At 70.6% G+C, this 25,113-nt stretch carries 25 protein-coding genes; 14 read left to right on the forward strand and 11 right to left on the reverse strand.

Annotation, left to right across the window (positions count from 1 at the left end; all coding sequences use genetic code 11):
• The first annotated feature begins 5 nt into the window (after positions 1-5).
• The 8 genes from ACE3Q2_RS03335 to ACE3Q2_RS03370 all read left to right on the forward strand — a co-directional run bounded on the left by ACE3Q2_RS03335 (position 6) and on the right by ACE3Q2_RS03370 (position 9,351).
• A complete protein-coding gene (locus ACE3Q2_RS03335) occupies positions 6-590 on the forward strand; it encodes a TetR/AcrR family transcriptional regulator (protein WP_231696698.1) in 585 nt (194 codons plus the stop codon).
• Between the two features lie 126 nt (positions 591-716).
• Positions 717-2,462: a phosphoenolpyruvate carboxykinase (GTP) gene (locus tag ACE3Q2_RS03340; RefSeq protein ID WP_374472758.1), complete on the forward strand. Its 1,746-nt coding sequence runs from the start codon at positions 717-719 to the stop codon at positions 2,460-2,462.
• A 23-nt stretch (positions 2,463-2,485) separates the two neighbouring features.
• Positions 2,486-3,385 carry a histone deacetylase gene (locus tag ACE3Q2_RS03345; protein ID WP_374472760.1) on the forward strand — a complete coding sequence of 300 codons (900 nt, stop codon included), beginning with the start codon at positions 2,486-2,488 and terminating at the stop codon, positions 3,383-3,385.
• A 47-nt stretch (positions 3,386-3,432) separates the two neighbouring features.
• Positions 3,433-4,011: an RNA polymerase sigma factor gene (locus ACE3Q2_RS03350; protein WP_374472762.1), complete on the forward strand. Its 579-nt coding sequence runs from the start codon at positions 3,433-3,435 to the stop codon at positions 4,009-4,011.
• Entirely contained in the window at positions 4,004-4,462 is a 459-nt protein-coding gene (locus tag ACE3Q2_RS03355) for a hypothetical protein (RefSeq protein WP_374472764.1), read from the forward strand. The genes ACE3Q2_RS03350 and ACE3Q2_RS03355 overlap by 8 nt, the downstream gene beginning before the upstream one ends.
• Positions 4,463-4,501: 39 nt before the next feature.
• Entirely contained in the window at positions 4,502-5,419 is a 918-nt protein-coding gene (locus ACE3Q2_RS03360; RefSeq protein WP_374472766.1) for a DUF4097 domain-containing protein, read from the forward strand.
• 222 nt (positions 5,420-5,641) lie between these two features.
• Positions 5,642-8,296, forward strand: a complete 2,655-nt coding sequence (locus ACE3Q2_RS03365; protein WP_374472768.1) for a TonB-dependent receptor plug domain-containing protein — start codon at positions 5,642-5,644, stop codon at positions 8,294-8,296.
• A gap of 80 nt (positions 8,297-8,376) precedes the next feature.
• Positions 8,377-9,351: a class I SAM-dependent methyltransferase gene (locus ACE3Q2_RS03370; RefSeq protein WP_374472770.1), complete on the forward strand. Its 975-nt coding sequence runs from the start codon at positions 8,377-8,379 to the stop codon at positions 9,349-9,351.
• A gap of 9 nt (positions 9,352-9,360) precedes the next feature.
• Here the strand turns inward: ACE3Q2_RS03370 and ACE3Q2_RS03375 are convergent, their stop codons facing one another.
• Complete coding sequence (locus ACE3Q2_RS03375) at positions 9,361-11,055, reverse strand: sulfotransferase (protein ID WP_374472772.1); 1,695 nt, start codon at positions 11,053-11,055, stop codon at positions 9,361-9,363.
• 101 nt (positions 11,056-11,156) lie between these two features.
• Here ACE3Q2_RS03375 and ACE3Q2_RS03380 point away from each other — a divergent pair, with 101 nt between their 5' ends.
• Complete coding sequence (locus tag ACE3Q2_RS03380; protein ID WP_374472774.1) at positions 11,157-11,852, forward strand: 2OG-Fe(II) oxygenase family protein; 696 nt, start codon at positions 11,157-11,159, stop codon at positions 11,850-11,852.
• Here the strand turns inward: ACE3Q2_RS03380 and ACE3Q2_RS03385 are convergent.
• Positions 11,849-13,153: an aspartyl/asparaginyl beta-hydroxylase domain-containing protein gene (locus ACE3Q2_RS03385; RefSeq protein ID WP_374472776.1), complete on the reverse strand. Its 1,305-nt coding sequence runs from the start codon at positions 13,151-13,153 to the stop codon at positions 11,849-11,851. The two genes, ACE3Q2_RS03380 and ACE3Q2_RS03385, sit on opposite strands and share 4 nt — an antisense overlap.
• 10 nt (positions 13,154-13,163) lie before the next feature.
• Entirely contained in the window at positions 13,164-14,642 is a 1,479-nt protein-coding gene (locus ACE3Q2_RS03390) for a M20 family metallopeptidase (protein ID WP_374472779.1), read from the reverse strand.
• A 205-nt stretch (positions 14,643-14,847) separates the two neighbouring features.
• On the opposite strand from ACE3Q2_RS03390, the gene ACE3Q2_RS03395 reads away from it, so the two are divergent.
• The 5 genes from ACE3Q2_RS03395 (at position 14,848) to ACE3Q2_RS03415 (ending at position 17,701) form a co-directional block, all read left to right on the forward strand.
• The gene (locus tag ACE3Q2_RS03395) at positions 14,848-15,186 is read left to right on the forward strand and encodes a helix-hairpin-helix domain-containing protein (RefSeq protein ID WP_231696687.1); all 339 of its coding nucleotides are present in this window, start codon (positions 14,848-14,850) and stop codon (positions 15,184-15,186) included.
• A gap of 64 nt (positions 15,187-15,250) precedes the next feature.
• On the forward strand, positions 15,251-15,751 hold the full coding sequence (locus ACE3Q2_RS03400; protein ID WP_231696686.1) for a transposase: 501 nt from the start codon (positions 15,251-15,253) through the stop codon (positions 15,749-15,751).
• Positions 15,752-15,775: 24 nt separating this feature from the next.
• Entirely contained in the window at positions 15,776-16,240 is a 465-nt protein-coding gene (locus ACE3Q2_RS03405; RefSeq protein ID WP_231696685.1) for an SET domain-containing protein-lysine N-methyltransferase, read from the forward strand.
• Entirely contained in the window at positions 16,240-16,842 is a 603-nt protein-coding gene (locus tag ACE3Q2_RS03410; RefSeq protein WP_374472782.1) for a HutD family protein, read from the forward strand. Before ACE3Q2_RS03405 ends, ACE3Q2_RS03410 begins: the two co-directional genes overlap by 1 nt.
• A gap of 73 nt (positions 16,843-16,915) precedes the next feature.
• The gene (locus ACE3Q2_RS03415) at positions 16,916-17,701 is read left to right on the forward strand and encodes an MBL fold metallo-hydrolase (protein WP_231696683.1); all 786 of its coding nucleotides are present in this window, start codon (positions 16,916-16,918) and stop codon (positions 17,699-17,701) included.
• A 7-nt stretch (positions 17,702-17,708) separates the two neighbouring features.
• On the opposite strand, the gene ACE3Q2_RS03420 is transcribed toward ACE3Q2_RS03415, so the two are convergent.
• The 8 genes from ACE3Q2_RS03420 to ACE3Q2_RS03455 form a co-directional block, all read right to left on the reverse strand.
• Positions 17,709-18,023 (reverse strand): non-heme iron oxygenase ferredoxin subunit, encoded by a 315-nt coding sequence (locus ACE3Q2_RS03420; RefSeq protein WP_231696682.1) that lies wholly within the window; start codon positions 18,021-18,023, stop codon positions 17,709-17,711.
• Positions 18,020-18,583: an N-acetyltransferase gene (locus ACE3Q2_RS03425; protein WP_231696681.1), complete on the reverse strand. Its 564-nt coding sequence runs from the start codon at positions 18,581-18,583 to the stop codon at positions 18,020-18,022. The genes ACE3Q2_RS03420 and ACE3Q2_RS03425 overlap by 4 nt, the downstream gene beginning before the upstream one ends.
• Before the next feature lie 88 nt (positions 18,584-18,671).
• Positions 18,672-19,895, reverse strand: coding sequence for a cysteine desulfurase (locus ACE3Q2_RS03430; protein ID WP_231696680.1), 1,224 nt, complete (start codon positions 19,893-19,895; stop codon positions 18,672-18,674).
• Positions 19,892-21,190: a Fe-S cluster assembly protein SufD gene (gene sufD, locus ACE3Q2_RS03435; RefSeq protein WP_231696679.1), complete on the reverse strand. Its 1,299-nt coding sequence runs from the start codon at positions 21,188-21,190 to the stop codon at positions 19,892-19,894. The genes ACE3Q2_RS03430 and sufD overlap by 4 nt, the downstream gene beginning before the upstream one ends.
• On the reverse strand, positions 21,187-21,957 hold the full coding sequence (gene sufC / locus ACE3Q2_RS03440; RefSeq protein ID WP_231696678.1) for a Fe-S cluster assembly ATPase SufC: 771 nt from the start codon (positions 21,955-21,957) through the stop codon (positions 21,187-21,189). The genes sufD and sufC overlap by 4 nt, the downstream gene beginning before the upstream one ends.
• Before the next feature lie 71 nt (positions 21,958-22,028).
• Positions 22,029-23,471, reverse strand: coding sequence for a Fe-S cluster assembly protein SufB (gene sufB, locus ACE3Q2_RS03445; RefSeq protein ID WP_231696677.1), 1,443 nt, complete (start codon positions 23,469-23,471; stop codon positions 22,029-22,031).
• Between the two features lies 1 nt (position 23,472).
• The gene (locus tag ACE3Q2_RS03450) at positions 23,473-23,928 is read right to left on the reverse strand and encodes an SUF system Fe-S cluster assembly regulator (RefSeq protein WP_231696676.1); all 456 of its coding nucleotides are present in this window, start codon (positions 23,926-23,928) and stop codon (positions 23,473-23,475) included.
• Positions 23,929-24,012: 84 nt separating this feature from the next.
• Positions 24,013-25,047 carry a VIT1/CCC1 transporter family protein gene (locus ACE3Q2_RS03455; protein WP_231696675.1) on the reverse strand — a complete coding sequence of 345 codons (1,035 nt, stop codon included), beginning with the start codon at positions 25,045-25,047 and terminating at the stop codon, positions 24,013-24,015.
• Positions 25,048-25,113 lie beyond the last annotated feature (66 nt).

Raw genomic sequence — 25,113 nt, forward strand, 5'->3', positions numbered from 1 at the left:
ACCGTATGGTAAACCCCGCCCCCAAGAACGACCGCCCCTCCCGCCTGAGCGCGGAGGACTGGGCGCTCGCCGCGCTCGACGTGATCGCCGAGCAGGGCCTGGCGGCCGTGGCGGTGGAGCCGCTGGCGCGCCGGCTCGGCGTGACCAAGGGAAGCTTCTACTGGCACTTCCCCTCGCGCGAAGCCCTGCTCGTCGCCGCGCTGGAGCGCTGGGAAGTGATGGAGCAGGAAACCGTGTTCGGCCAGCTCGAGGCCGTGCCCGAGCCGCGCGCGCGCCTGAAGGCGCTGTTCCAGCTGGTGGCGCACGAGCTCAAGCCGCACATCATCTACAGCGAACTGCTCAAGGCGCTCGACCACCCGGTCGTGCAGCCAGTGCTGCACCGCGTCTCGCAGCGCCGCCTCGACTACCTTACGGCCAGCTTCCGCCAGGCCGGCCTGCCGCGCCTGGACGCGCAGAACCGCGCGCGCCTCACCTACGCGGCCTACGTGGGTTTCCTGCAGCTTTCCCTGCAGCTCGGCCAGCCGCGCCTGCACCACGACGAATTCGAGGCGTACGTGGGCCACGTGATGGCCACGCTGATCCCGGAATAGCCCTTTCACGAGGGTTTTTCGGGGGACAGGCTGTCATCAAGCCGTTAGAATACGCAGGCATAGGCCGGCGCCGTGCGCCGCCTCCCGGTTTTCCCTTGATAGGCCCCGCCAGGAGCCCCGTTCGCCATGTCCAGCCAGCTTGCCAGCCTCAATGATTGGGTCGCCTCGGTCGCCCAGCTCACCCAGCCCGACGCGATCCACTGGTGCGATGGCTCCGACGCCGAGAACGCCCGCCTCGTCGAACTGATGCTCGCCACCGGCGACCTGGTCAAGCTCAACGAGCAGACCCACCCGAACTGCTACCTGCACCGCTCCAGCCCGTCGGACGTGGCGCGCGTCGAGCACCTCACCTTCGTGTGCACGCGCCACCCGGCCGACGCCGGCCCGAACAACAACTGGATGGACCCGGTGGAAGCGCACCGCGAGATGGACGCGCTCTACGCCGGCTGCATGCGTGGCCGCACGATGTACGTGGTGCCCTACTGCATGGGCCCCATCGATTCGCCGCTGTCGCGCTGCGGCGTCGAGATCACCGACAGCCCGTACGTGGTGGCCAACATGCGCATCATGACCCGCATGGGCGCCGGCGCGTTGGCGCGCATCGAGCGCGAGGGTTCGTTCGTGAAGGGCCTGCACTCGATCGGCGAGCTCGACCCGAACCGCCGCTTCATCATGCATTTCCCGGAAGAGCTCTCGATCCAGAGCTACGGCTCGGGCTACGGCGGCAACGCGCTGCTGGGCAAGAAGTGCCACGCGCTGCGCATCGCCAGCTACCAGGCGCGCACCGAGGGCTGGCTGGCCGAGCACATGCTCATCGTGGGCATCGAGAACCCGCAGGGCGAAACCCACTACGTCGCCGCGGCCTTCCCCAGCGCCTGCGGCAAGACCAACCTGGCCATGCTGATCCCGCCGGAAGGCTACCGCCGCGACGGCTGGAAGGTGTGGACCGTGGGCGACGACATCTGCTGGATGCACCCGGGCGCCGACGGCCGCCTGTACGCCATCAACCCGGAGGCCGGCTTCTTCGGCGTGGCCCCGGGCACCAGCGAGAAGACCAACGCCAACGCGATGGCCATGCTCGACCACGATGCCATCTTCACCAACACCGGCGTCACCGCCGACGGCCAGCCGTGGTGGGAAGGCATGACCTCGGGCACGCCGGCCAAGGACTGGCAGGGCCGCGACTACGACAAGGCCGTGGGCCCCGCCGCGCACCCGAACTCGCGCTTCACCGTGAGCGCCAGGCAGTGCCCGAGCTACACCGCCAAGGCCGAGGACCCGCAGGGCGTGCCGCTGAGCGCCATCATCTTCGGCGGCCGCCGCGCCTCGCTGGTGCCGCTGGTGCTCGAGGCGCGCGACTGGACCCACGGCGTGCTGGTCGGCGCCTCCATGGCCTCGGAAACCACCGCCGCCGCCACCGGCGCCGTCGGCGTGGTGCGCCGCGACTCCATGGCCATGAAGCCCTTTGCCGGCTACAACTTCGGCGACTACTTCGCGCACTGGCTGTCGTTCGACAAGCCGGGCGCGAAGCTGCCGAAGATCTTCCAGGTGAACTGGTTCCGCAAGGACGCCGACGGCAAGTTCATGTGGCCCGGCTTCGGCGACAACATGCGCGTGCTCGAGTGGATGCTCAAGCGCGTCACCGGCCAGGCGCACGCGGTGGAAACGCCGGTGGGCAACCTGCCGCTGCCGGCCGACCTCAACACCGAGGGCCTGGGCATGGACGCCGCCACGCTCGAGCAGCTGCTCACGCTCGACCGCGCCGGCTGGAAGGCCGAGATGGAAAGCATCGGCGAGTACCTCGAGGAATTCGGCGACCGCACGCCGGACGTCCTCAAGGCCGAGCGCGCCCGGATCGCCGCCCAGCTCTGAAGGCGTTCTACTGCCACCACTTCGTGCTGCCCTTGCCGGAAGGCCACGCCTTCCCGATGGCGAAGTACGCGCGGCTGCACGAGCGCGTGGCGGCGATGGCCCCCGCGCTCGGCATCCGCCTGCGCGAGCCGCCGGCCGCCACCGACGAGGACCTGCTGCGCGCGCATGAGCCCGGCTACGTGCGCGCCATGGCCGAAGGCAGCGCCGACGCGGCGATGATGCGCCGCATCGGCTTCCCCTGGTCGGCGGCCATGGTGGAGCGCTCGCGGCGCTCGTCCGGCGGCACGATCATGGCGCTGCGCGCCGCGCTGGAAGGCGAGGGCGTGGCGGTGAACCTGGCCGGTGGCACCCACCACGCCGGGCCCGCGCGCGGCGGCGGCTACTGCGTGTTCAACGACGCCGCGGTGGCGGCCCGCCACGTGCAGGCGCATGGCCTGGCGCGCCGCGTGCTGGTGGTGGACCTGGACGTGCACCAGGGCAACGGCACCGCCGAGATCTGCGCCGGCGACGAGTCCGTGTTCACCTTCTCGGTGCACGCCGCCCGCAACTACCCCGCGGTGAAGCCGGCCTCCGACCTCGACGTGGCCCTGCCCGACGGCACCGGCGACGCCGCCTACCTTGATGCCCTGGCCGCGTACCTGCCGCAGGCCATCGAGCGCGCCCGCGCCGACGCCGTCGTCTACCTTGCCGGCGCCGACCCCTTCCAGGGCGACCGCCTGGGCTACCTGGCCCTGAGCAAGCCCGGCCTGGCCGAACGCGACCGCCAGGTGCTCGAGGCCTGCCACCGGCACGGCCTGCCGCTGGCGGTGTGCATGGCCGGCGGCTACGCCCCGGACGTGGAAGACATCGTGGACATCCACGAGGCCACCGTGCGCCAGGCCGCCGCGCACTGGCGCCGCGCCGCGGGGGCGCCGGCGCTTTAAACCCCGGGGCCTGCGTCGGCATCCCAGTGGGTATGCTGACCCTCGCCATGTCCGAGCCCACCGCCAGCCTCGTCGCCGCCCCGCCGCCGCGCGAGGAGGACTACGCCCTGGTGCGCGCCGCCGGCGCCGGCGACACCGGCGCCTTCGAGCAGCTCTACCGCAAGCATTCGCGCCGCGTGTACGCCGTGCTCTGGCGCCTGTGCGGGCACGAGGCCCGCGCCGAGGACCTGCTGCAGGAAGCCTTCGTGCGCGCCTGGCAGGCGCTGCCGGCCTTCCGCTTCGAAAGCGCCTTCGGCACCTGGCTGCACCGGCTGGCGGTGAACACCGCGCTGATGGAACTGCGCTCGCGCCGCGGCGGCCAGGCCCTGGAAACCGACGACGAGGCGCTGGAGTCCCATTCCACGCCCGACAGTGCCGGCCACCGCACCGCGCTCGGCCTCGACCTCGAGCGCGCCGTGGCCACGCTGCCGCCGCGGGCCCGTGCCGTGCTCGTGCTGCACGACATCGAAGGCTGGAAACACGAGGAAATCGCCGCCGAGCTGGGCATGGCGGTCGGAAGCTCGAAGGCCCAACTGCATCGCGCGCGCCAGCTCCTGCGCACGCGCCTGGGAGAAGACCATGGATGAGAACGAACTGCGCTGGCAGCTGCGCCAGCTGCCCCGCGAACTCGACCCGCCGCGCGACCTCTGGCCCGGTATCGCCGCGCGCCTGCAGGCGCCGGCCCCGCGCCGCCGCCGGCCTTGGCCGGTGCTGCTGGCGATGGCCGCCTGCCTGTGCCTGGCGGTGGGCGTCGCCTTCACCCTGCGCGGCCCCGATGCCCCGGCGCCCGGGCTGGAAGCCGAGCTGGTGCAGCGGGAGGCCGAAGCGCTCACCCGCGAATACCAGGCCGCCCTGCGCGAATTCGACGGCGCGCCGATGCCGGCGCCGCTGGCGCCCGCGCTGGCCACGCTCGACGACAGCGCCGAACAGATCCGCGAAGCCCTGTCCGAGCAGCCCGGTTCGGTGCGCCTGCTCGACCAGCTCAAGCGCACCTACACGCGCCGCCTGGCCCTGACCCAGCGGGCGGTGCTCGGCTGAGGCCGGCGCCCCCGACGTCCTTATATAAGGAGAGTTTCCATGTTCCCCCGCCCCATCCCGCTGGCCGCCCTGCTGGTCACCCTGCTGGCCTCCGCCCCGGCCTTCGCCGGCACCCCCATCAACGAAACCCGCCCGCTGCCCGCCGGCGGCGAGGTCAGCATCGAAAACCTCAAGGGCGAGGTGGTCGTGCGGGCCTGGGACCGGCCCGAGGTGCGCATCACCGGCACCCTGGGCGAGGGCGTGGAGAAGTTCACAATCGATGCCGACGGCGACGAGCTCGACATCAAGGTGAAGTACCCGAGCAACAACGGCGGCTGGTTCGGAGGCGGCGACCGCTCCGAGCCCACCCTGCTGGAAATCAGCGTGCCCGCCTCGGCCTCGGTGTCGGTGGACACGGTCAGCGCCGGCGTCGACGTGACCGGCGTGCGCGGCCCGCGGCTGGCCGTGGACAGCGTCAGCGGCGACGTTCGGGTGCGCGGCGCCCGGGTGGGCGAGGCGCGCTTCGACAACGTCAGCGGATCGGTGGACGCCGAGGTCGAGAGCGACGACATCGGCGTGGATTCGGTCAGCGGTGACATCCGCGTGGCGGGGCGCCTGGGTGGCCGGGTCCGGATCGACACGGTCTCCGGCGACGCCGACCTGGAACTCGGCCCGGTCGGCTCGCTGACCCTGAGCTCGGTCTCGGGCGACCTGGGGGTGGCCGCCGGCCTGGCACCCGGGGGCAGCCTCCGCGCCGACTCGGTCAGTGGCGGCATCCGGGTGGCCCTGCCGGCCGAGGCCTCGGCCCGGATCGAGGTCGAGACCTTCAGCGGGGGCATCAGCAGCCCAGTCGGGGAGGTCAAAACCGAAAAATACGGCCCCGGCAAGTCCCTCCAGGCACGGTTGGGGCAGGGGGACGGGCTGGTCAAGCTGGAGTCCTTCTCCGGCAACGTGAGGATCAGCGTCGGCGGCAAGTAATTGAAATAAAAAGATTTATCAAGCCCGGGGCGAGCAATCGCCCCGGGCTTTCCGCTTACTGGGTCGCAGTTTTGCCTATACGCCGCCTTAACCCAGTTTGCGGGCCGTAAAGATTGCGTTATGCTCCGGGAGCCAAGGCGTCCTTCAATGACGAAAGTCGCCTCTAGGCTTTATGTCCCGAACTCTAGAGTCACCATCACTCTGACGTTGGAGAGAGAGTAAATGTCTAATTTCAATCAGCTGTCCGGCGCGATCCGTTTCGCGCTCCTCGCCGGCGCCGCTTCCACCTTCGCGGCGGTTCCCGCCTTCGCGCAGGAGTCGGAAGACGACGCCGCCACCCTCGAGACCATCGAGGTCACTGGTTCGCGCCTGAAGCGCGCCGAGATCGAGGGTGCCGTTCCGGTCATCGTCATCGACCGCGCCCAGATCGACGCCTCGGGTGACGTTTCCGTCGCCGACGTGCTGCGCGACTCGACGTTCGCGTCGTTCGGTAACTTCCGCCCGCAGTCCGGTTCGTCGGCCCAGTCGCTGGCCACCATCGACCTGCGTGGCCTGGGTTCGGGCCGCACCCTGGTGCTGATCGACGGCCGCCGCGCCCCGACCAACCCGATGTCCGCTTCGTCGGGCACCGACCTCAACGCCATCCCGCTGGCTGCCGTCGAGCGCATCGAGATCCTGTCCGACGGCGCCTCGGCCGTGTACGGCTCCGACGCCATCGGCGGCGTGGTCAACGTCATCACCCGCAAGGACTTCAACGGCGCCGAGCTCCGCTACGGCATCGGTTCGACCGAAGTCAAGGGCGGCGACCTGGAAGACATGTCCGTCGTGTTCGGCTCGTCCTCCGACCGCACCCGCGTGATCGGTGGCGCCTCGGGTTCGAAGCGCGGCATGGTGTTCACCCGTGACCAGATCGGTGGCGGCACCCTCGGCATCTCGACCTACGGCAACAACTACCTGCGTTGGGCCTACAATCCGGACGGTTCTGTTCGCACGAATCCGACCACGGGAGCTGTGCTCACCAACGGCATCACCGGTGTCCCGAACTTTGACTGCTCCGGTACCTTCTGGCAGCAGGCGAACGGCCGCTGCTCGTTTGACTTCAACTCGGTCGCTGCCAACGAGGCCAAGGTTGGCAACAAGTCGGTGTTCGTCCGCGCTGATCACCAGATCAACGACAACTGGAACGTCTACGGCTCGGCCAACGTGACCAAGGTCGAGACCTTCGGTCGTTACGCCCCGGGTCCGGGCGTGATTGTCGTCGAAGACGGCACCCCGTCCGATATCAACAACGGCGTCGCCTGTGGCCCGGGCGGCTGCGCCGGCCCGACCGATGGCCTGCCGACCTACTATTACCACCGCTTCGCTGCGGCCGGTAACCGCGACAACTTCACGGATGCCACCAACGCTGACTACCTGGTTGGCTTCCAGGGCCAGCTGACCGACACCATCGGCATCGACTTCGGCGCCCGTCGCACCGACTACAAGTACATCGAGCTGGGTCGCGGTTACGTCGTGACCGCGCTTGCCCAGGCCGCCGCCAACGCTGGTCTGTACAACCTGAGCGACCCGTACGGTGCCGATCCGTCCGTGCTGGCCGGCATCCAGGCCACCATCAACCGTGAATCCACCTGGCAGACCGACGAAATCTTTGGCCTGGTGAACTTCGACGTGTTCGAGATGGGCGGCGGCACCTCCAACGCCGTGTTCGGCATGGAGTACCGCGAAGACGTGTTCGTCGACCAGTACGATTCGCTGTCGGAAGCCCGCGACGAGTACGGCAACCCGGCGGTGATCGGTTCGGCCGGCAACTCGTCGGGCGGTTCGCGTGACGCCAAGGCCGCCTACTTCGAGTGGCTGCTGCCGTTCACCAGCACCTTCGACATCACCCTGGCGGGCCGTTGGGACTCGTACAGCGACTACGGCAGCGACTTCTCCCCGAAGATCGCCATGCGCTGGCAGCCGCTGGACACCCTGACCATCCGTGGTTCCTATGGTACGGGCTTCCGTGCCCCGGGCCTGGACATCCTGACCCAGAAGCCGAGCTTCTCGGCCGAGCCGGTCAACGATCCGGAGTCGTGCATCGAGGCGGGTGCGGCGTCCACCTGCGAACTGCAGGTTGACACCTACTACATCTCGAACCCGGACCTGTCTTCCGAGCAGTCCACCCAGTACAGCATCGGCGCCGTCTGGGATCCGCTCGAGTGGCTGGACCTGTCGGTTGACTACTACAGCATCGAAGTCGAGGACTCCATCTCGGCAATCTCGGCGCAGGACATCATCAACTCCGATCTGGATCCGGCCAACTTCGGTACGATTCCGGCTGGCCTGAGCATCACCCGCCGACCGGATGGCTCGATCGACGAGATTACTGCGGGTTATGCCAACCAGGGCACGATTACCACCACGGGCGTGGACTTCCGCGCCAACACCAACTTCGACTTCGGCAACTGGGGCGAACTGCGTAACCAGCTGACCGTCTCCTATATCTCGGAGTACGAGGTTGACGATCAGCGTGGTTCGATCATCGACTACGCCGGCCGCTTCGGCACCCCGGACCTGCGCGGCTCGCTGTACAACAGCTGGACCTTCGGTGACTTCACCGCAGGCTGGAACATCAACTACATCGATGGCCAGAAGAATCCGGACTCCGTCAGCTCCACTGGCGTCGTGACCCCGGGTACGGAGATTGGCGGCTATGCCACCAACGACGTGCAGCTGTCCTGGAAGGCTCCGTGGAATGCGACTCTGACGATTGGTGCCACCAACGTCGGCGACCGTTACCCGGAGCTGAAGGCTTACGACGGCCGTCCGTGGAACTTCTACCTGTACGACGCCTACGGCCGTACCACCTACTTCCGTTACACCCAGACCTTCTGATTTGGGTTTAATCGGTTGTTTCGGAGGGCCCCGGCAACGGGGCCCTTCTTTTTTGCGGGTTCGGTCGGGACAATGGCGGAATGAGCCTTCCCGACGAATCCGCGCGCCGCGCCGCCTGGTCCGCCTACTGGGCCACGGGCGGCCTGCATTCCTGCGTCGGCAGCTTCGGCGGCAACTACGGCGGCGCCATCGGCGGCTTCTGGCGAAATGTGTTTTCCCGCCTGCCTGCCACGCCCGTGCGGGCGCTCGACCTGGCCACCGGCAATGGCGCCATCCCACTGATGCTCTGGGAGCAGCGGGGGCAGGGCGGGCTGCTCACGGTGGATGCCGTGGACCTGGCGCAGCTGGCGCCCACCTGGCACCGCCCCGACCAACACGCGGGCATCCGTTTCCATGCCGGCGTGGCGATGGAAGCCTTGCCCTTCGACGACGCCAGCTTCGACCTCGTCACCAGCCAGTACGGCTTCGAATACGCGCGTCGCGACGAAGCGCTGGCCGAAGCCCTGCGCGTGCTCAAGCCCGGTGGCACCCTTGCGCTGGTGATGCACCACGCCGGTTCGGTGCTGGTGCAGGTGGGGCGCGCCGAACTCGCGCACCAGGACCACCTGCTGGCGGCCCATGGTCTGCTCGATTGCGCGGCGGCGGTGATTCCGTGGTTCGCCCAGGCCAGGCGCGGCGTGGACCCGGGGCAGTTCCCGGAAGCCCGCGCCGCGCGTGCCGGCTACAACGCGGCCATCGAACGCCTGCTGGCGCGCATCGCCGCCGCGCCTGCGCCCGACCTGCTGGTGGAAACGCGCGACTGGACGAACCAACTGCTGGCGTCGGTCGGCACCGACCCCGCGCTGGCGCTCGATGCGCTGGGCCGCTACCGGGACGGCATGCTGGCCGCGGGGCTGCGCACCGCCGAGCTGGTGTCGCACGCGCTCGACGAGGTGCAGGCGCAGGCGCTGGTGGCGACCATCCGCAATGCACGGCCCGGCGCCGACGTGCGCTGCGAACCCCTGAGCCAGGCCGAGGGCCTGCTGGGCTGGGGCCTGGAGCTGCGCGCCGGCTGAGCCGCGGGCTCAGGCCGCGTCAGGGTCGTAACCCAGGGCCTGCAGCAGCGGCGGCATGGCCGCGGCGTAGTGGCGCCAACGGCCGATGGAACGCGTATGCACCGGCTGGCGTACCTGCCAGCGGCTCGGCGTCTGCACGCTGCGTTCGCCCTGGTGGAAATCCAGGCAGGCCGGGTCCCAGTCGAGGCCGCAGAATTCGAGCGCGCGGCGCGCCTGGGCCTCGGGTTCGCGGGCCAGGGTTTCGTAGCGGAATTCCAGGATGGGCTGGGACAGCACCGCCTGCCAGTGGCGCATCAGCCGTTCCTGCAGCCGCACCAGGTGGCCGATGCCGGCCATCGAGGTGGCCAGGTGCTCGGCCAGCGCGAAGTTCTCGCCGTAGATCGACACCGCGATGTCGCGCGGGTCGCGCCGGCACCAGATGAAACGCGCGTTCGGGAACATCAGGCCGATGAAGCCGAGCAGGTAGTAGTTCATCGGGTACTTGTCGACGATGCGCCGCGTGCCCGGCGGCGCCTGCCGGCTGGCGGCGGCCAGGTAGCGGCGCGCCGACGGCGCCACCCATTCCGGCGCGAAGTCCTCGAGGATGTGCGGCCACTGGCCGGCATTGCCGCGGCGCGCCGGCAGGCCGCGGGCGATCAGCGCCACGTCGGGCAGTTCGCCGGCGCCGAAGGCCAGCGGGTGCGCGCCGATGATCTGCTCCAGCAGGGTGGTGCCGCTGCGTGGCATGCCGACGACGAACACCGGGCGTTCATCCGGGTCGCCCAGTTCGGCGGCGCGCGCGAGCAGGGCGCGGTCGAACACGGCCATCGTGGCTTCGACGCGGCGTTCGAGCGAGGCCACGTCGGGCTCGCCGGCTTCACGGCGGCGGGCGGCGTTGGCGGCGTCCCAGGCGGCGAGTGCGGCGGCGTGTTCGCCGCGGCCGTCGAAGACCTTGCCCAGTTCGTAGCCCAGCATGGCCTGGTCGGCGTCGGGCAACTGGCCGCCGGCGAGCAGGGCCCGGGCTTCGGCCACGCGCGCCTCGCTGGCCTGGCCCCGGCGCAAGCCCAGCACGCCCGAAAGCGGGAAGGCCCAGCCGGGGCGCAGTGCCAGCGCGCGGTCGTAGGCGGCTTCGGCCTGGTCGCGGCGACCGGCGATTTCCTCGGCCTGGGCCAGCGCCATCCACAGGCCGGCGGACCCCGGCGAATGCGCGAGCGCATCGCGATAGAGCGTGCAGGCGGCCTCGGTATCATCGAGCCGGCTCAGGGTTTCGCCCAGTTTCAGCAGCACCGCCTCGTCGCCGGGGCGAAGCGCGTGCAGTTCGCGCCACAGCGGCAATGCGTCGGCCGGGTCGCCCGCGTCGAACTCGGCCTGCGCGAGCAGCTCCAGCGTGCGCAGGTGCCCGGGTGCCAGCGCGCGGGCCCGCCTCAGCGGCGCCAGCGCCTCGACCGCGCGGCCCAGGCGAAGCTGGGTGAGGCCGAGGAAGTGCCAACCCTCGGCCAGGTCGGGCTGCAGCGCGACGCTGTCGTTGAAGGCCGCCAGCGCTTCGGCGTTGCGGCCCGAGGCCGCCAGCAGGCAGCCGTATTCGCAGCGCAGCGGGGCCGAGCCGGGTTCCAGCGCGCAGGCCTGGCGCATGTGTTCCAGCGCCGCGGCGCCATGCCCGGCCTGCAGCGCGGCCTGGGCCAGGCGCTTGTGTTCGGCGGCGGTGGGCGGGACGGGCGGGGCCATGGCTGCATTCGCGGGAAACCTGCGCACAGTCTAACCGCCGCTGCCGGCGCACCCGCCGCCGGGCGGCTTAGAATGCAGGCAACCCCGCCGCCGCGCCGCCCATGATCAGCAACGACCTCGACATCACCCGCTACCGCAAGCGCCTGGCCGAGGTTGGCCGCGTCCAGATCCCCGGCTTCCTTCAGGCCGACGCCGCCGAAAGGCTGGCCGACTGCCTTCGCCGCGAAGTGCCCTGGTCCACCGCCGAGCGCGGCCTGCCCGACAGCCCGGCCTTCACGCCCGAGGTGGCGCGCCAGCGCATGCCCGAGGCCTACCGCCGCGCGGCGCAGGGTTTCCACTTCGTGTACGACCGCTACCTGCTGGTGGACGCGCTCAGGGAAGGCCGCGACCCGGGCCTGCTGCTGCACGTGGTGCTGCCCTTCTTCAACAGCGAACCCTACCTGCAGTTCATCCGTGAACTCACCGGCGACCCCGAGCTCAAGGCCGTGGGCGCGCAGGCCACGCGTTACCTGCCCGGGCAGTTCCTGCGCGTGCACGACGACGGCCACCACGACGAAGCGCGCCGCTACGCCTACGTGCTCAACCTCTCGCGCCGCTGGGAAGTGGACTGGGGCGGCCTGCTGCACTTCGTGGACGAGGACGGCGGCCACCTCGACGCCTTCCTGCCGCGCTTCAATTCACTGAGCCTGTTCAAGGTGCCGGCGAAACACTTCGTGGGCGCCGTGGCGCCGTTCGCGCTCGAGCCGCGGCTGGCGATCACCGGCTGGTGGCATTCGCAGCCCCCGGCCGGGGGCTAGAGTTCGCCGAGCGGGGCGTCCTGGCCGTAGAAGGCCATGATGCCCTCGAGCGACTCCTTCACCAGCTGCCGTTCGGTGGCGGTGAGCATGGGGTGCCAGACGTCGAAGATGAGCACCACGCGCAGGTGGTCGCTGTCGTTCCAGGCGGCGTGCTCGACCGTGTCGTCGAACAGCAGCAGTTCGCCCGGGGTCCAGGTGCGCACGTGGTTGCCCACGCGGATGCCGCAGTCGGGCGGGATCACCAGCGGCAGGTGCACGGTGAGCCGGCAGTTGGTGGCGCCGTTGTGCGGCGGGATTCGCGTGCGCGGCTTGAGCGCCGAGAAGAACGCGGCCGGCGCGCGCTGCGCCACTTCCACCTGCGGCACGCCCTCGAGCATGGCCATGGTGGCCGGGCAGCGGGCGATGTGGTCCTCGACGCGCCGGCCGTGGTGCCAGAGGAAATAGGCGCTCCAGTCCGGGTTGCGGTCGAGCGGCGCGAACTGGCCCACGGGTTCGTCGGGGCGGGTCTGCACGTAGGGCACGAAGCCGGCCTGGTCGCCGGCCAGCACCTGTTCGAGCTCGGCGCGGATGGCGGCCGTGCAGGCCTCGGCCGCCGGCGCCCAGGCGAAGTCCTCGCGCTCGAAGAAGGCGATCGAGGGCAGGCCGGTGATGCGGAACATGGCCGGCCGCGACAGGTACACGGGCTTGCGGCCCAGCGAGACGTCCAGGCTTTCCTCGAAGCGCGCCAGCGAGCGGCTGCCCAGGCCGCTGCGCAGCGGGTCGAGGCGGGCGTCGAGGAAGGCGCCGAGCTCGCGCTTGTTGCGCTGCACGGCAGCCTGCGCGCGCTCGAACACCGGCGCCAGCTCCGGCAGCTGCAGCACCTGCGGCGGGGCCAGGTGCAGGGCGCTTTCGTAGGCCAGGGCCTGGTCGCGTTCGCGGCCGAGCTGGCCGTAGATCTTGGCTTTTTCCAGGTGCGCGGCGTAGGCGCCGGGCTCGAGCCGCAGCGCGCGGTCGAGTTCGGCCAGCGCGCCCGGCATGTCGCCTTCGGCCTGCAGCACGCGGGCGAAGTTGGCGTGGGCGATGGCCATGGGCGGCTGTCCGCGCACGGCCTGCGAGAGCAGGCGGCGGGCTTCGGCCACGTCGCCGCGCGCCAGCGCCGCCGCGCCGTGGAAGTTCAGCGCACCGGGGTGGCCCGGCGCCTTGGCCAGCACCTGGTCCCACAGCCGCGCCGCCGCGTTGGCCTGGCCGTGGCGGGCCAGGCGGTCGGCCTCGGCCGCCAGGGCGGCAAGCCGGGCCTCGTTCGGGTCGGCGGGCAGGGACATGGCGCGGGGTTCAGCAGCAGCCGTGGTCGCCGAACTGGGCGTGGCCGGCCTGCGCCGCCACGCCGCGGGTCAGGCCCTTTTCGCTGGCCTGGTAGTGCTCGGCGATCACCTTGGCCACGGCCGAGGTGACGCGCTTGCCGGTGGGGATGTGCAGGAACTCGTTGGGGCCGTGCGCGTTCGAGTGCGGGCCCAGCACGCCGGTGATCATGAACTGCGCGCCGGGGAACTTCTCGCCCAGCATGCCCATGAACGGGATGGTGCCGCCTTCGCCCATGTACATGGCCGGCGCGCCGAAGAACTCGCGGCTGGCGTGGTCGATGGCATGCTCCAGCCAGGGCGCCAGCGCGGGCGCGTTCCAGCCGGTGGAAGCCTTCTCGAGCTCCACTTCCACCTTGCAGCCATTGGGCGGGTTGGCCTCGAGCACGCGCTTGAGCACTTCGCCGGCCTTCTTCGGCTCCAGGGTCGGCGGCAGGCGCAGGCTGAGCTTCACCGCGGTGTGCGGGCGCAGCACGTTGCCGGCGCTCGACAGCGGCGGCATGCCGTCCACGCCGGTGATCGACAGCGCCGGGCGCCAGGTGCGGTTGAGCACCAGCTCGGTGAGGTCGGGGTTCATCGGCGTCATGCCCGGCAGGAACGGGAACTTGTCCCAGATCTCGCTGCCCAGCACTTCGGCGGCGCGGTTGGCCTGGGCGAGGCGCTGTTCGGGGATGTCGACGTAGAGCTCTTCGACCAGGATCTTGCCGGTGGCCTCGTTCTCGAGGCGCGAGAGCAGCTGGCGCAGGATGCGGAAGCTCGAGGGCACCACGCCGCTGGCGTCGCCGCTGTGCACGCCTTCGCTGAGCACGCTGACCTTGAGGTTGCCGCCGGCCAGGCCGCGCAGCGAGGTGGTGCACCAGAGCTGGTCGTAGTTGGCGCAGCCCGAGTCCAGGCACACCACCAGCGAGGGCTTGCCGATGCGTTCGGCCAGGTGGTCGACGTAGTAGGGCAGGTCGTAGCTGCCCGATTCCTCGCAGGCTTCGATCAGGATGACGCAGCGGCTGTGCGGCAGGCCCTGCTCCTGCAGCGCGCGGATCGCGGTGAGCGAGCCGTACATGGCGTAGCCGTCGTCGGCGCCGCCGCGGCCGTAGAGCTTGTCGTCCTTGATCACCGGCTTCCAGGGGCCGAGGTCTTCGGCCCAGCCGGTCATTTCCGGCTGCTTGTCTAGGTGGCCGTAGAGCAGCACGCAGTCGTCGCCCTGGCCGGGGATCTCGATGTAGATCAGCGGCGTGCGGCCTTCGAGCTCGACCACTTCGACGGACATGCCCTTGATGGGCTGCGCCTTCGCCCAGCCCGCCATCAGCTTCACCGCGTCGGCCATGTAGCCATGCTCGCGCCACTGCGCGTCGAACATCGGCGACTTGTTCGGGATGCGGATGTACTCGACGAGCTGCGGGACGATGTCGCCGTCCCAGGCGTCGGCGACGAAGCGGTCGGTCTTGGCGGTATCCATGGCGGGTCCTTCGTGAGTCAGGACGAGGATTTTACCCCCTTTCCCGCGCCGGCCCCGCCCCGGGGTAGGAAGCGGACCACGCCGCCGCCGGGCGAGCTCCGGCGCCACGGCGGGTGGAACGGCGATGGGGCCGGTGCCGGCGGCTGGCGAGACTGGCGGCGCCGTCGCCAACCGGCCCGGCGCCACGCCAACCAAGGATCCCGCCATGACCAAGACCACGACCCTGATCACCTCGCTGCTGCTGTCGGCCTTCCTGGCTGGCGGCGCCTTCGCCGCCGAGAAGGTGGACATCAACCAGGCCGACGCGGCCACCCTCGACCGCGTGCTCGACGGCGTCGGCCCGGCCAAGGCCGAGGCCATCGTCGCCCACCGCAAGCAGCACGGCGCCTTCCGCAGCGCCGACGAACTGGCCGAGGTGAAGGGCATCGGCCTCGCCCTGGTCGAACTCAACCGCGAGCGCATCAGCGTGGGTGCCGGTGCCGCCAAGGCGCGTGCGCCGGCCGCGGCCCCCGCGCCCGCCGCTGAACCCGCCGGCGGCGAGTGAGCGGCATCGCGTGAATCCCCCTTGGCCCGGCCCCGGCCGGGCCCTTTTTTCCCAAGGAGCGTCCATGCCCCCGCCGATGCCGGTACACGACCGCCCCGACCGCGGCCTGCGCAGCGTCCGGCTGGAGCGGCGCTCGGTGCCTGGAAGCACCTACCTGCTCACGGTCGCCACCTTGTACCGGCGGCCGGTGTTCCTGGACGACGAGGCGGCGCGCGCGGTCTGCCGCGTGCATACCGCGCAGTGGCCCTGGCGCGACAGCGCCGTGCTGGCCTGGGTGCTCATGCCCGACCACTGGCAGGGCCTGGTGACGCTGGGCGAGCGCGACAGCCTGTCCACGCTGGTGGGGCGCTTCAAGGCGCTCACCTCGCGCGCGGTGCAGGGCCACCACCGGGTGAACGGCTGGCTCTGGGGGCGCGGCTTCAACGACCGCGTGCTCGGCCACGACGAAGACGCCATGGCGGCGGCGCGGCACCTGGTGGGCCTGCCCCTGCGCGCCGGGCTGGTGGCGCGGCTGGGCGACTACGCCTACTGGAACACCGCCTGGCTCTTCCCCGGCGAGGCCTGAGGCCGCTGCGCTAGACTGCGCGGCATGATCCTGCCGCGCTACCGCATCGCCCCCTCGCGCATTCCCGGCGCCGGCCAGGGCCTCTACCTGGAAGAGCCGGTGGCGCGCGGCCGCATCGTGGTGGCGCCCGACGCCATTCCCGCCACCTTCGGCTGGGACGAGGTGCGCGCGCAGCCGGATCCGTCGGCGGCGATGGCCGCGGCGGTGCGCTGGTTCGAGGACCGCTACACCATCAGCCTCGACTGGCCGGACGAGTGTTACCTCAACCACAGCTTCGAGCCCAATGGCCTCTGGCACCTGGGCTTCGTGTTCGCCGCGCGCGAGCTGGCGGCGGGCGAGGAGCTCACCGTCGACTACCGCCACCTGCTGCCCGAGGGCGAAGCCGAGGTCTTCCGCGACGCCGCCACCGGCCGCGAGATCATCGGTTTTTCCTGGGCCGAATCGCTGGCCAGCTCCACCCGCGCCCTGGCGGCGCTGCAGGCGGCCTGATGCGCCTGCTGCACCTGCCCGCGCACGAATACCGCCGCGAGCGCTGGCGCAACGAGCGCGGCTGGACCCGGGAAATCCACCGCCACCCCGAGGGCGCGGCCGACTGGCAGTGGCGCGCCTCGATCGCCGAGATCGACCAGGACGCGCCGTTTTCCGCCTTTCCCGGCTGCGACCGAGAGCTGGTGCTGCTGGCGGGCGAGGGCATGCACCTGCATTTCGACGACGGCGAGACGCACACCCTGCTGCCGCCGCACGAGCGCCTGCGCTTCGCCGGCGAGCGCCCGCTGCGCGCCGAGCTGCTGTCCGGCCCCACCCACGACTTCAACCTGATCTGGCGCCGCGACGCGGTGGACGCCACGCTGCTGCACCGGCCGCTGGTGGGGCCGATGGTGTTCTTCGCCGAGCAGGGCGTCACCTGGCTGGTGCACCTGCTGCGCGGCCAGGCCTGGTTCAAGGACCTGGCCCGGCCGCTGCGGCTGGAGCAGGGTGACAGCGTGCTGCTGCTGCCCGACCCGGACGGCCCCTCGCGCCTGATCCTCGAGGGCGGCGGCGAACTGCTGCTGGCAAAGCTGCATCCCGCTGCTGCAACGACGGCGATTTGAGTTCGGTCAAGCCGGTCGCGCCCGCGAGGCCTTAGCCTGCACGCCTTCCCTGGATTCGAGGCGGAAAGGCCCCATGCCAACGGTGCTGTTCGAGCGCGACAACCATCGCGTGGTGGTGTTCAACGACCTGGTGCGCGGCGACGACGGCGTGCAGGCCAACCAGTTCCTGGTCCAGCACGGCAACCAGTCGGCCCTGGTCGACCCGGGCGGCGCGCTGCTGTACACGCCGCTCACCCTGGCGCTCAGCCGCTACCTGCAGCCCAAGGACCTCACCTACATCCTGGCCTCGCACCAGGACCCGGACATCATCGGCGCGGTCGACCGCTGGCTGATGTACACCGGCGCCACCGTGGTGTGCTCCAAGCTCTGGGGCCGCTTCGTGCCGCATTCGGTGCCGCACTACCAGAAGAACGCCGGCACCGACCGTTACCTGCTGCTCGACGACGACGGCGGCCTGATCCCGATGGGCGGCACCGACCTGATGGCACTGCCGGCGCATTTCCTGCATTCGGTGGGCAATTTCAGCTTCTACGACCCGACCAGCCGCATCCTGCTTTCGGGCGACGTGGGCTCCTCGCTGGTGCCCTCGGGCGCACCCTACGAACCCGTGGAGAACTTCGGCCCGCATTCGAAGACGATGCTGGGCTTCCACCGCCGCTACATGGCTTCGCGCCGCGTGGCGCGGCTGTGGGTGGCCATGGTGCGCGAGCTCGACCCCGAGTGGATCGTGCCGCAGCACGGCCTGCCGATGCGCGGCGCGGCGATCGGCGAGTTCCTGTCGTGGCTGGAGAACCTGGACTGCGGCAGCGACCTGCTGGGCCCGGCCGATTACCGCATCCCGCGCCGCGCGGTGGCCTGAACGCGGCTCAGCGGTCGTCGCGGGTCCAGACCGCGCCGTCTTCCACCTTCACCGGGAACTTCGCCACCGGCGCGTAGGCCGGGGCGCACAGCGCCTCGCCCGTGCGCAGGTCGAAGCGGGCGCCGTGCAGCGTGCACTCCACCTGGCCGTTGCTGATGGCGCCGGCGCTGAGTTCGAAGTCCTCGTGCGTGCACTGGTCCTCGACGGCGTAGAAGTCGCCGTCCAGGTTCACCACCAGGATGGGCGTGTCGCCGTCCCAGGCCACCTTCGATTCGCCGGGCAGAAGCTCGGACGTGGCACAGACGCGCACCCAGCCGCTCACAGCGCCTTCTCCAGTACTTCGAAGCGCAGGTCGGGTCGCAGCGGGATGCCGAAGCGCTCGTCGCCGTAGGGGAAGGGCTTCTTGACGCCGGTGCGGTGGTAGCCGCGGCGCTCGTACCAGGCGATGAGCTCGTCGCGTACGTCGATCACGGTCATTCGCATGGTCGCCATGCCGTAGTGCTCGCGGGCGATGCGCTCGGCCTCGGCCATCATGGCCTTGCCCAACCCGCTGCGCTGGAGCGTGGGCAGCACCGAGAACATGCCGAAGTAGCCGGCGCCGTCCTCGACCGCCACGTGCGCGCAGGCCACCAGCTCGCCGGCGCGGAAGGCGAGCAGCACCTGGCTTCGCGGGCGACGGATGTTCGCCAGCACGTCGTCGGCGTTGGTGCGGCGCCCGTCGAGCAGGTCGGCCTCGGTGGTCCAGCCGGCGCGGCTGGCATGCCCGCGGTAGGCCGACTCGACCAGCGCCACGATGGCGTCCGCGTCATCGGGCGTCGCGGCGCGGAACTCCAGCGGGGCCTGCCAGCCGGTGCCCGCCTCAGTGTGGGATTCCCAACTCATAGATGAACCAAGTGAACCAGGTTGATTTTATCCAACCCGGTACGCGGGCACCGGGAAAATGAACCTGGTTGGATAAAATCAACCTGGTTCACTGGAGGAGTTTCCGGACTTTTTCGATGCCGGCGGCGAGCTGCTCGACTTCGACGTGGGTGTTGTAGAAGGCCAGCGAGGCGCGGCAGGTGGCCGGGATGCCGAAGTGCGCCATCAGCGGGTGGGCGCAGTGGTGGCCGGAGCGCACCGCGATGCCCTCGAGGTCGAGCAGGGTGGCCAGGTCGTGCGCATGCGCGCCTTCCACCAGGAAGCTGATGACCGCCGCCTTGCCCGGCGCCGTGCCGAAGACGCGCAGGCCGGGGATGGCCGACAGGCGCTCGGTGGCCACCGCCAGCAGCGCCTGTTCGCGCGCCTCCACCTCGGCCATGCCGATGGCCTGCAGGTAGTCCACGGCCGCGCCCAGGCCGACCACGCCGGCGATGTTGGGCGTGCCCGCCTCGAACTTGTGCGGCGGGTCGTTGAACACCGTGCCCTCGAAGCGCACCTCCTTGATCATCTCGCCGCCGCCCAGGAAGGGCGGCATCTCGCGCAGGTGCTGGCGCCGCGCCCAGAGCGCGCCGGTGCCGGTGGGGCCCAGCATCTTGTGGCCGGTGAAGGCGTAGAAGTCGCAGCCCAGCATCGGGATGTCCACCGCGCGGTGCGGCAGCGCCTGCGAGCCGTCCACCAGGGTGGGGATGCCGCGCCTGCGCGCTTCGCGGCAGATCTCGGCCACGGGGTTCACCGTGCCCAGCACGTTCGAGACGTGCGTGAAGGCCAGCAGCTTCACCTCCGCGGTGAGCTTGGCGCGCAGGTCGTCGAGGTCGAGCGCGCCCTCGGGCGTCAGCTCCACCACCTTGATGTGCGCGCCGGTGCGCTGCGCCACCAGCTGCCAGGGCACGATGTTGGCGTGGTGCTCCATGCGCGTGAGCAGGATCGCGTCGCCTTCCTTCAGCCGCGGCAGCGCCCAGCTGTAGGCCACCAGGTTGATGGCGAAGGTGGTGCCCGAGGTGAGCACGAGCTCGTCGCGCGGCACGTTCACGAATGCCGCCAGCTTCGCCCGCGCGCCCTCGTAGGCCTCGGTGGCCTCGCTGCCCAGCGCATGCACGGCGCGCGAGACGTTGGCGTTGTGCTCGCGGTAGAACTCGTCCACCGCGTTGATCACCTGCTGCGGCTTCTGCGAGGTGTTGGCTGAATCCAGGTACACCAGCGGCTTGCCGTGCACCTGGCGGGTGAGCACGGGGAAGTCGGCGCGGATGCGCAGCCAGTCGGGGCGGGGGCTCATGCGGCGTCCTTGCGTTCAAGGCGGGCGGCCACGGCGGCGCCCAGCGTTTCAGCCAGCGCGGCGTCTTCCAACATGGCCAGCGGCTCGCGCAGGAAGGCCTGCACCAGCAGGCCGCGCGCCTGTTCGCCCGGGATGCCGCGGCTGCGCAGGTAGAACAGCGCCGTCTCGTCCAGCCGGCCCACGGTGGCGCCGTGCGCGGCTTTCACTTCGTCGGCGTGGATGACCAGCACCGGCTGGGTGTCGATCTCGGCGGCGTCGGAGAGCAGCAGGTTCTTGTTCGACAGCTCGGCCTCGCTGCCGTCGGCGCCGGCGCGGATCTCGATGCCGCCGTGGAAGGCGGCGCGGCCGCGCTGGTCGGCCAGGCCGCGCCAGGGCAGCTCGCAGCGGGTGTCGCGGGCCTGGTGGATGATGCCCAGGCGGGTGTCGAGCTGGCGGCGGCCGTCGGCCAGCAGCACGCCGCCGGCATGCACCGCGGCGCCGTCGCCCTGCAGCGCCACGTTGAGTTCATGGCGTGACAGGCCGGCACCGAGCTCGAGGTCGGCCCGGCGATACGTGGCCTGCGAGGCGAGCACCGCGTCGGTGCGCGCGAACACGGTGGCGCCGGCGTCTTCGTCCTGCAGGCGCGCGTGCACCAGGCGGGCGCTGCCGGCGAGGTGCGCGTGCAGCACGTGGTTGGCCAGGTGGCGGTGCGCGCCCAGGCCCAGGTAGTGCTCCGCCAGCGTCAGCGAGGCGCCCTTGCGCAGCTCGACCAGGTGGCGCAGGTGCGGCGCCAGGTCGGTGCCCGCGGTCGTGCCCACGAACACCACGTGCAGCGGCGTGGCCACGGCGGTGTCGGCCTCGACGCGCAGCAGCGCGCCTTCGGTGGCCAGCGCCGCGTTCAGGCGCGCGAAGATTTCGTCGGCGCGCTCGAAGCGGCGGCCCAGCACGCTCACCGCGCGCGGGTCGTCGCCCGCCAGCGCCTGCGACAGCGGCCGGAACTCCACGCCCGGGGGCAGGCCGTCGGTGTCGGACAGGGCGGCGTCGAAGACGCCGTTGACGAACACCAGGCGCGGCGCGGGGATGTGCGCCAGCGCGGCGGCCTCCACCGCGGCCGGCGCGCCCGCGGCGGCGAAACCGCGCGCCGACAGCGCGCGCAGCGAGGTGTATTTCCAGGCTTCCACGCGCGCGCCCGGCAGGCCGTCGGCCAGCGCGGCGGCAAGCGCGGCGCGGCGGGCGTCGCCCAGGCCCTGGGCGTCCACCAGCGCGGCCGGCAGGGCCTCGAAACCCTGCTTCAGGGAGTCGAGCAGGGCGCTCACGGCGTGGCCTGCGCGCCCGGCGCGATGCGGTCCTTCACCCAGGCGTAGCCGTGGGCCTCGAGTTCGAGCGCCAGCTCCGGGCCGCCGGTTTCGATGATGCGGCCGTCGGCCAGCACGTGCACCACGTCGGGCTTGATGTAGTCGAGCAGGCGCTGGTAGTGGGTGATGACCAGGAAGGCGCGCTCCGACGAGCGCATCAGGTTCACGCCGTCGGCCACGGCCTTGAGCGCGTCGATGTCCAGGCCCGAGTCGGTTTCGTCGAGGATGGCGAGCTTCGGTTCGAGCAGGGCCAGCTGGAAGATCTCGTTGCGCTTCTTCTCGCCGCCGCTGAAGCCCTCGTTGACGCCGCGGTGCAGCAGTTCGTCCTTGAGGCTGAGCACGGCCAGCTTCTCGCGCACCTTCTTCAGGAACTGCATGGAGTCGAGCTCGGGCTCGCCGCGCGCCTTGCGCTGGGCGTTGAGCGCGGCGCGCAGAAAGTAGGTGTTGTTCACGCCCGGGATTTCCACCGGGTACTGGAAGGCCAGGAACACGCCGGCGGCGGCGCGCTCCTCCGGCTCCAGCGCCAGCAGGTCGATGCCCTCGAGCTGCACCGAACCTTCGGTGACCTCGTAGCCCTCGCGCCCGGCCAGGATGTTGCCGAGCGTGGACTTGCCGGCGCCGTTGGGGCCCATGATGGCGTGCACCTGGCCCGGCTTCACCTCGAGGCTGAGCCCCTTGAGGATTTCCTTGCCGGCGACGCTGGCGTGGAGGTTTTCGATCTTCAACATGGTCTTGGATCCGTAGTATTCATTTTCCCCCTCTCCCGCTTGCGGGAGAGGGCAGGAGAGAGGGCGTTGGCTCAGCCGACGGCGCCTTCCAGCGACACTTCCAGCAGCTTCTTGGCTTCCACCGCGAACTCCATGGGCAGTTCGCGGAACACCTGCTTGCAGAAGCCGTCGACGATCATCGACACCGCATCCTCTTCGCCGATGCCGCGGCTGCGGCAGTAGAAGAGCTGGTCGTCGCTGATCTTCGAGGTGGTGGCCTCGTGCTCGACGGTGGCCGTCGGGTGCTTGACCTCGATGTAGGGGAAGGTGTGCGCGCCGCACTGCTTGCCGATCAGCAGGCTGTCGCACTGGGTGTAGTTGCGGGCGCCGGCGGCGGTCTTCTCCACCTTCACCAGGCCGCGGTAGGTGTTCTGGCCGCGCCCGGCGCTGATGCCTTTGGAGATGATCTTGGACTTGGTGTTGCGGCCCAGGTGGATCATCTTGGTGCCGGTGTCGGCCTGCTGGCGGTGGTGGGTGAGCGCCACCGAGTAGAACTCGCCCACGGAATCGTCGCCGCGCAGCACGCAGCTCGGGTACTTCCAGGTGATGGCCGAGCCGGTTTCCACCTGGGTCCAGGAAATCTTCGAGCGCGCGCCGCGGCACTCGCCGCGCTTGGTCACGAAGTTGTAGATGCCGCCCACGCCGTTCTCGTCGCCCGGGTACCAGTTCTGCACCGTGGAGTACTTGATCTCGGCGTCTTCCAGCGCCACCAGCTCCACCACCGCCGCGTGCAGCTGGTTCTCGTCGCGCTGCGGCGCCGTGCAGCCTTCGAGGTAGGACACGTGGCCCTTCTCCTCGCAGATGATCAGGGTGCGCTCGAACTGGCCGGTGTGGCCGGCGTTGATGCGGAAGTAGGTGCTCAGCTCCATAGGGCAGCGAACGCCCTTGGGGATGAACACGAAGCTGCCGTCGGAGAACACCGCCGAGTTGAGCGCCGCGAAGTAGTTGTCGCCCACTGGCACCACGCTGCCCAGGTACTGGCGCACCAGCTCCGGGTGCTCCTTGATGGCTTCCGACATCGAGCAGAAGATCACGCCCTTCTCGGCCAGCTCCTTGCGGAAGGTGGTGCCGACGGACACCGAGTCGAACACCGCGTCCACGGCCACGCCGGCGAGCTTGGCGCGCTCGTGCAGCGGCACGCCGAGCTTGTCGTAGGTGTCGAGCAGTTCCTGCGGCACTTCCGCCAGCGACTTGTACTTCGGGCCCTTGGGCGCGCTGAAGTAGCTCAGCGCCTGCAGGTCGATGGGGCCGATCTCGAGCTTGGCCCACTCCGGCGGCGTCATGGTCAGGAAGTGCCGGTAGGCGGCCAGGCGCCATTCGGTCATCCATTCCGGCTCTTCCTTGCGGGCCGAGAGCGCGCGGATGACGTTTTCGTCCAGGCCAGGCGGGAAGGTGTCGGACTCGATGTCGGTGACGAAACCCGCGTCGTAGCGGCGCGAGAGCTGCTGGTGGATCTGTTCGTTCTGGGTGGCCATGTCAGCCTCCGGCCGGCGCGTTGGCCAGCGTCATGGGAATGGCCTTGCGCGCCGCGGCGGGCGGCAGCATCTCGGCCAGGGTGATGCCGCCGAGCGCCTCGGCGATCACGTCGTTGATGCGGCGCCAGTGCGTCTGCACGCCGCAGTGCGGTTCGAGTTCGCAGGTGGAGTGTTCGCCGGAGCACTCGGTCATGCCCAGCGGGCCTTCCATGGCTTCGACGATGGCGATCAGCGGGATGGCGTGGGCGGGCCGGGCCAGGCGGTAACCACCGGTGGCGCCGCGGAAGCTTTCCACCAGGCCGGCGTGGGCCAGGGGCTTGAGCACCTTGGCCACGGTGGGCGGCTCCAGCCGGGCCCGTTCGGCCAGTTCGGCCGACGAATGCACGCGCCCGGGCGCCTCGGCCAGGACGACCAGGATGACGGTGGCGTAGTCGGTGAGCTTGGTGACGCGAAGCATGGCGTCGGCCTGGCGGGACTAATCAGGACCGAAATTGTACGCTTTGCCCCCGCCGGGCTCAATCCACGCGGTGTGAAGCCCGTCTCAGCCCACGTCCACGCCAATCAGGTGGCCGATCAGGAACACCGTGGCCCCGGCCAGGGCGCCGATGCCCAGCATGCGCAGGCCGCCCAGCCAGGGGTTGCGGCCGCTGAACAGGCTCATGGCCGCGCCGGTGCCGAACAGGCCGGCTGCGGCCAGGCCCGTGCCCCAGTACGCCGCCTGCGGCAGCGCGCTGCCGGCGAAGAAGGGCACCAGCGGCACCAGCGCGCCCACCGTGAAGGCGCTGAAGGAGAACACCGCGGCGCCGATCGGCGAGCCCAGGTCGTCGGGGTTGAGGCCCAGTTCCTCGCGGGCCAGCACGTCGAGCGCCTGCTTCGGGTCCTGCACCAGCTGGTGGGCGAAGCTGCGCGCCTGTTCGGGCGGCATGCCGCGGGCGATGTAGATGAGCGCGAGTTCCTCGGCCTCGGCCTCGGGGTATTGCTTGAGCTCGTCAGCCTCGAGGCCGATCTGGTATTCGAACAGTTCGCGCTGCGAGCGCACCGACACGTATTCGCCGGCGGCCATGGACAGCGCGCCCGCCAGCAGGCCGGCGATGCCGGTGGCCAGCACGGTGCCTGTGCTGGCCTGGGCACCCACCACGCCGAGGATCAGGCTGGCGTTCGAAACCAGGCCGTCGTTCACGCCGAAGATGGCTGCGCGCAGGTTGCCGCCGCCCACGGTGCGGTGGCTGAGGCCCACCTGGGCCAGGTCGGTGGGCAGCAGGTGGCCGCCCAGGGCCGCGGTGTAGGCCGACAGGCCGCGCACCTTCAGCGCCGCCAGCGCGGGCTTCACCCGCCGCGGGCCCAGGCGCCGCGCCAGCGCGGCCACCAATTTGGCGCGCGGCGTGGGTTCGAAGGGCAGGGGCAGGGCCTGGCCGGCCTCGGCCGCCTTCTTTTCCCAGGTGAGGGCCTGCTCGTCGGCGGCGTCGGCCAGCGAGCCGAACAGCGCGGCGATGCGCGGGTCGCGCTCGGCCTTGGCCAGCGACCGGTACAGCCAGGCCGACTGCTTCTCTTCGCTCCAACTGTTGGCCGGGTCCATCGCGCGCCTCCCCTGTTTGCGCACAGCATAAGCCCGGGGCTGCACGGGCCGCACGGATTGGCGACA

Source organism: Arenimonas sp., from assembly GCF_041913985.1.
Lineage (GTDB): Bacteria > Pseudomonadota > Gammaproteobacteria > Xanthomonadales > Xanthomonadaceae > Arenimonas.

Bases quoted from the DNA above. Each gene is read 5' to 3' on its own strand.
- ACE3Q2_RS03335 (WP_231696698.1), top strand. From the start codon at position 6: ATGGTAAACCCCGCCCCCAAGAACGACCGCCCCTCCCGCCTGAGCGCG.
- ACE3Q2_RS03340 (WP_374472758.1), top strand. From the start codon at position 717: ATGTCCAGCCAGCTTGCCAGCCTCAATGATTGGGTCGCCTCGGTCGCC.
- ACE3Q2_RS03350 (WP_374472762.1), top strand. From the start codon at position 3,433: ATGTCCGAGCCCACCGCCAGCCTCGTCGCCGCCCCGCCGCCGCGCGAG.
- ACE3Q2_RS03355 (WP_374472764.1), top strand. From the start codon at position 4,004: ATGGATGAGAACGAACTGCGCTGGCAGCTGCGCCAGCTGCCCCGCGAA.
- ACE3Q2_RS03360 (WP_374472766.1), top strand. From the start codon at position 4,502: ATGTTCCCCCGCCCCATCCCGCTGGCCGCCCTGCTGGTCACCCTGCTG.
- ACE3Q2_RS03365 (WP_374472768.1), top strand. From the start codon at position 5,642: ATGTCTAATTTCAATCAGCTGTCCGGCGCGATCCGTTTCGCGCTCCTC.
- ACE3Q2_RS03370 (WP_374472770.1), top strand. From the start codon at position 8,377: ATGAGCCTTCCCGACGAATCCGCGCGCCGCGCCGCCTGGTCCGCCTAC.
- ACE3Q2_RS03375 (WP_374472772.1), bottom strand. From the start codon at position 11,055: ATGGCCCCGCCCGTCCCGCCCACCGCCGCCGAACACAAGCGCCTGGCC.
- ACE3Q2_RS03380 (WP_374472774.1), top strand. From the start codon at position 11,157: ATGATCAGCAACGACCTCGACATCACCCGCTACCGCAAGCGCCTGGCC.
- ACE3Q2_RS03385 (WP_374472776.1), bottom strand. From the start codon at position 13,153: ATGTCCCTGCCCGCCGACCCGAACGAGGCCCGGCTTGCCGCCCTGGCG.
- ACE3Q2_RS03390 (WP_374472779.1), bottom strand. From the start codon at position 14,642: ATGGATACCGCCAAGACCGACCGCTTCGTCGCCGACGCCTGGGACGGC.
- ACE3Q2_RS03395 (WP_231696687.1), top strand. From the start codon at position 14,848: ATGACCAAGACCACGACCCTGATCACCTCGCTGCTGCTGTCGGCCTTC.
- ACE3Q2_RS03400 (WP_231696686.1), top strand. From the start codon at position 15,251: ATGCCCCCGCCGATGCCGGTACACGACCGCCCCGACCGCGGCCTGCGC.
- ACE3Q2_RS03405 (WP_231696685.1), top strand. From the start codon at position 15,776: ATGATCCTGCCGCGCTACCGCATCGCCCCCTCGCGCATTCCCGGCGCC.
- ACE3Q2_RS03410 (WP_374472782.1), top strand. From the start codon at position 16,240: ATGCGCCTGCTGCACCTGCCCGCGCACGAATACCGCCGCGAGCGCTGG.
- ACE3Q2_RS03415 (WP_231696683.1), top strand. From the start codon at position 16,916: ATGCCAACGGTGCTGTTCGAGCGCGACAACCATCGCGTGGTGGTGTTC.
- ACE3Q2_RS03425 (WP_231696681.1), bottom strand. From the start codon at position 18,583: ATGAGTTGGGAATCCCACACTGAGGCGGGCACCGGCTGGCAGGCCCCG.
- ACE3Q2_RS03430 (WP_231696680.1), bottom strand. From the start codon at position 19,895: ATGAGCCCCCGCCCCGACTGGCTGCGCATCCGCGCCGACTTCCCCGTG.
- sufC (WP_231696678.1), bottom strand. From the start codon at position 21,957: ATGTTGAAGATCGAAAACCTCCACGCCAGCGTCGCCGGCAAGGAAATC.
- sufB (WP_231696677.1), bottom strand. From the start codon at position 23,471: ATGGCCACCCAGAACGAACAGATCCACCAGCAGCTCTCGCGCCGCTAC.
- ACE3Q2_RS03450 (WP_231696676.1), bottom strand. From the start codon at position 23,928: ATGCTTCGCGTCACCAAGCTCACCGACTACGCCACCGTCATCCTGGTC.
- ACE3Q2_RS03455 (WP_231696675.1), bottom strand. From the start codon at position 25,047: ATGGACCCGGCCAACAGTTGGAGCGAAGAGAAGCAGTCGGCCTGGCTG.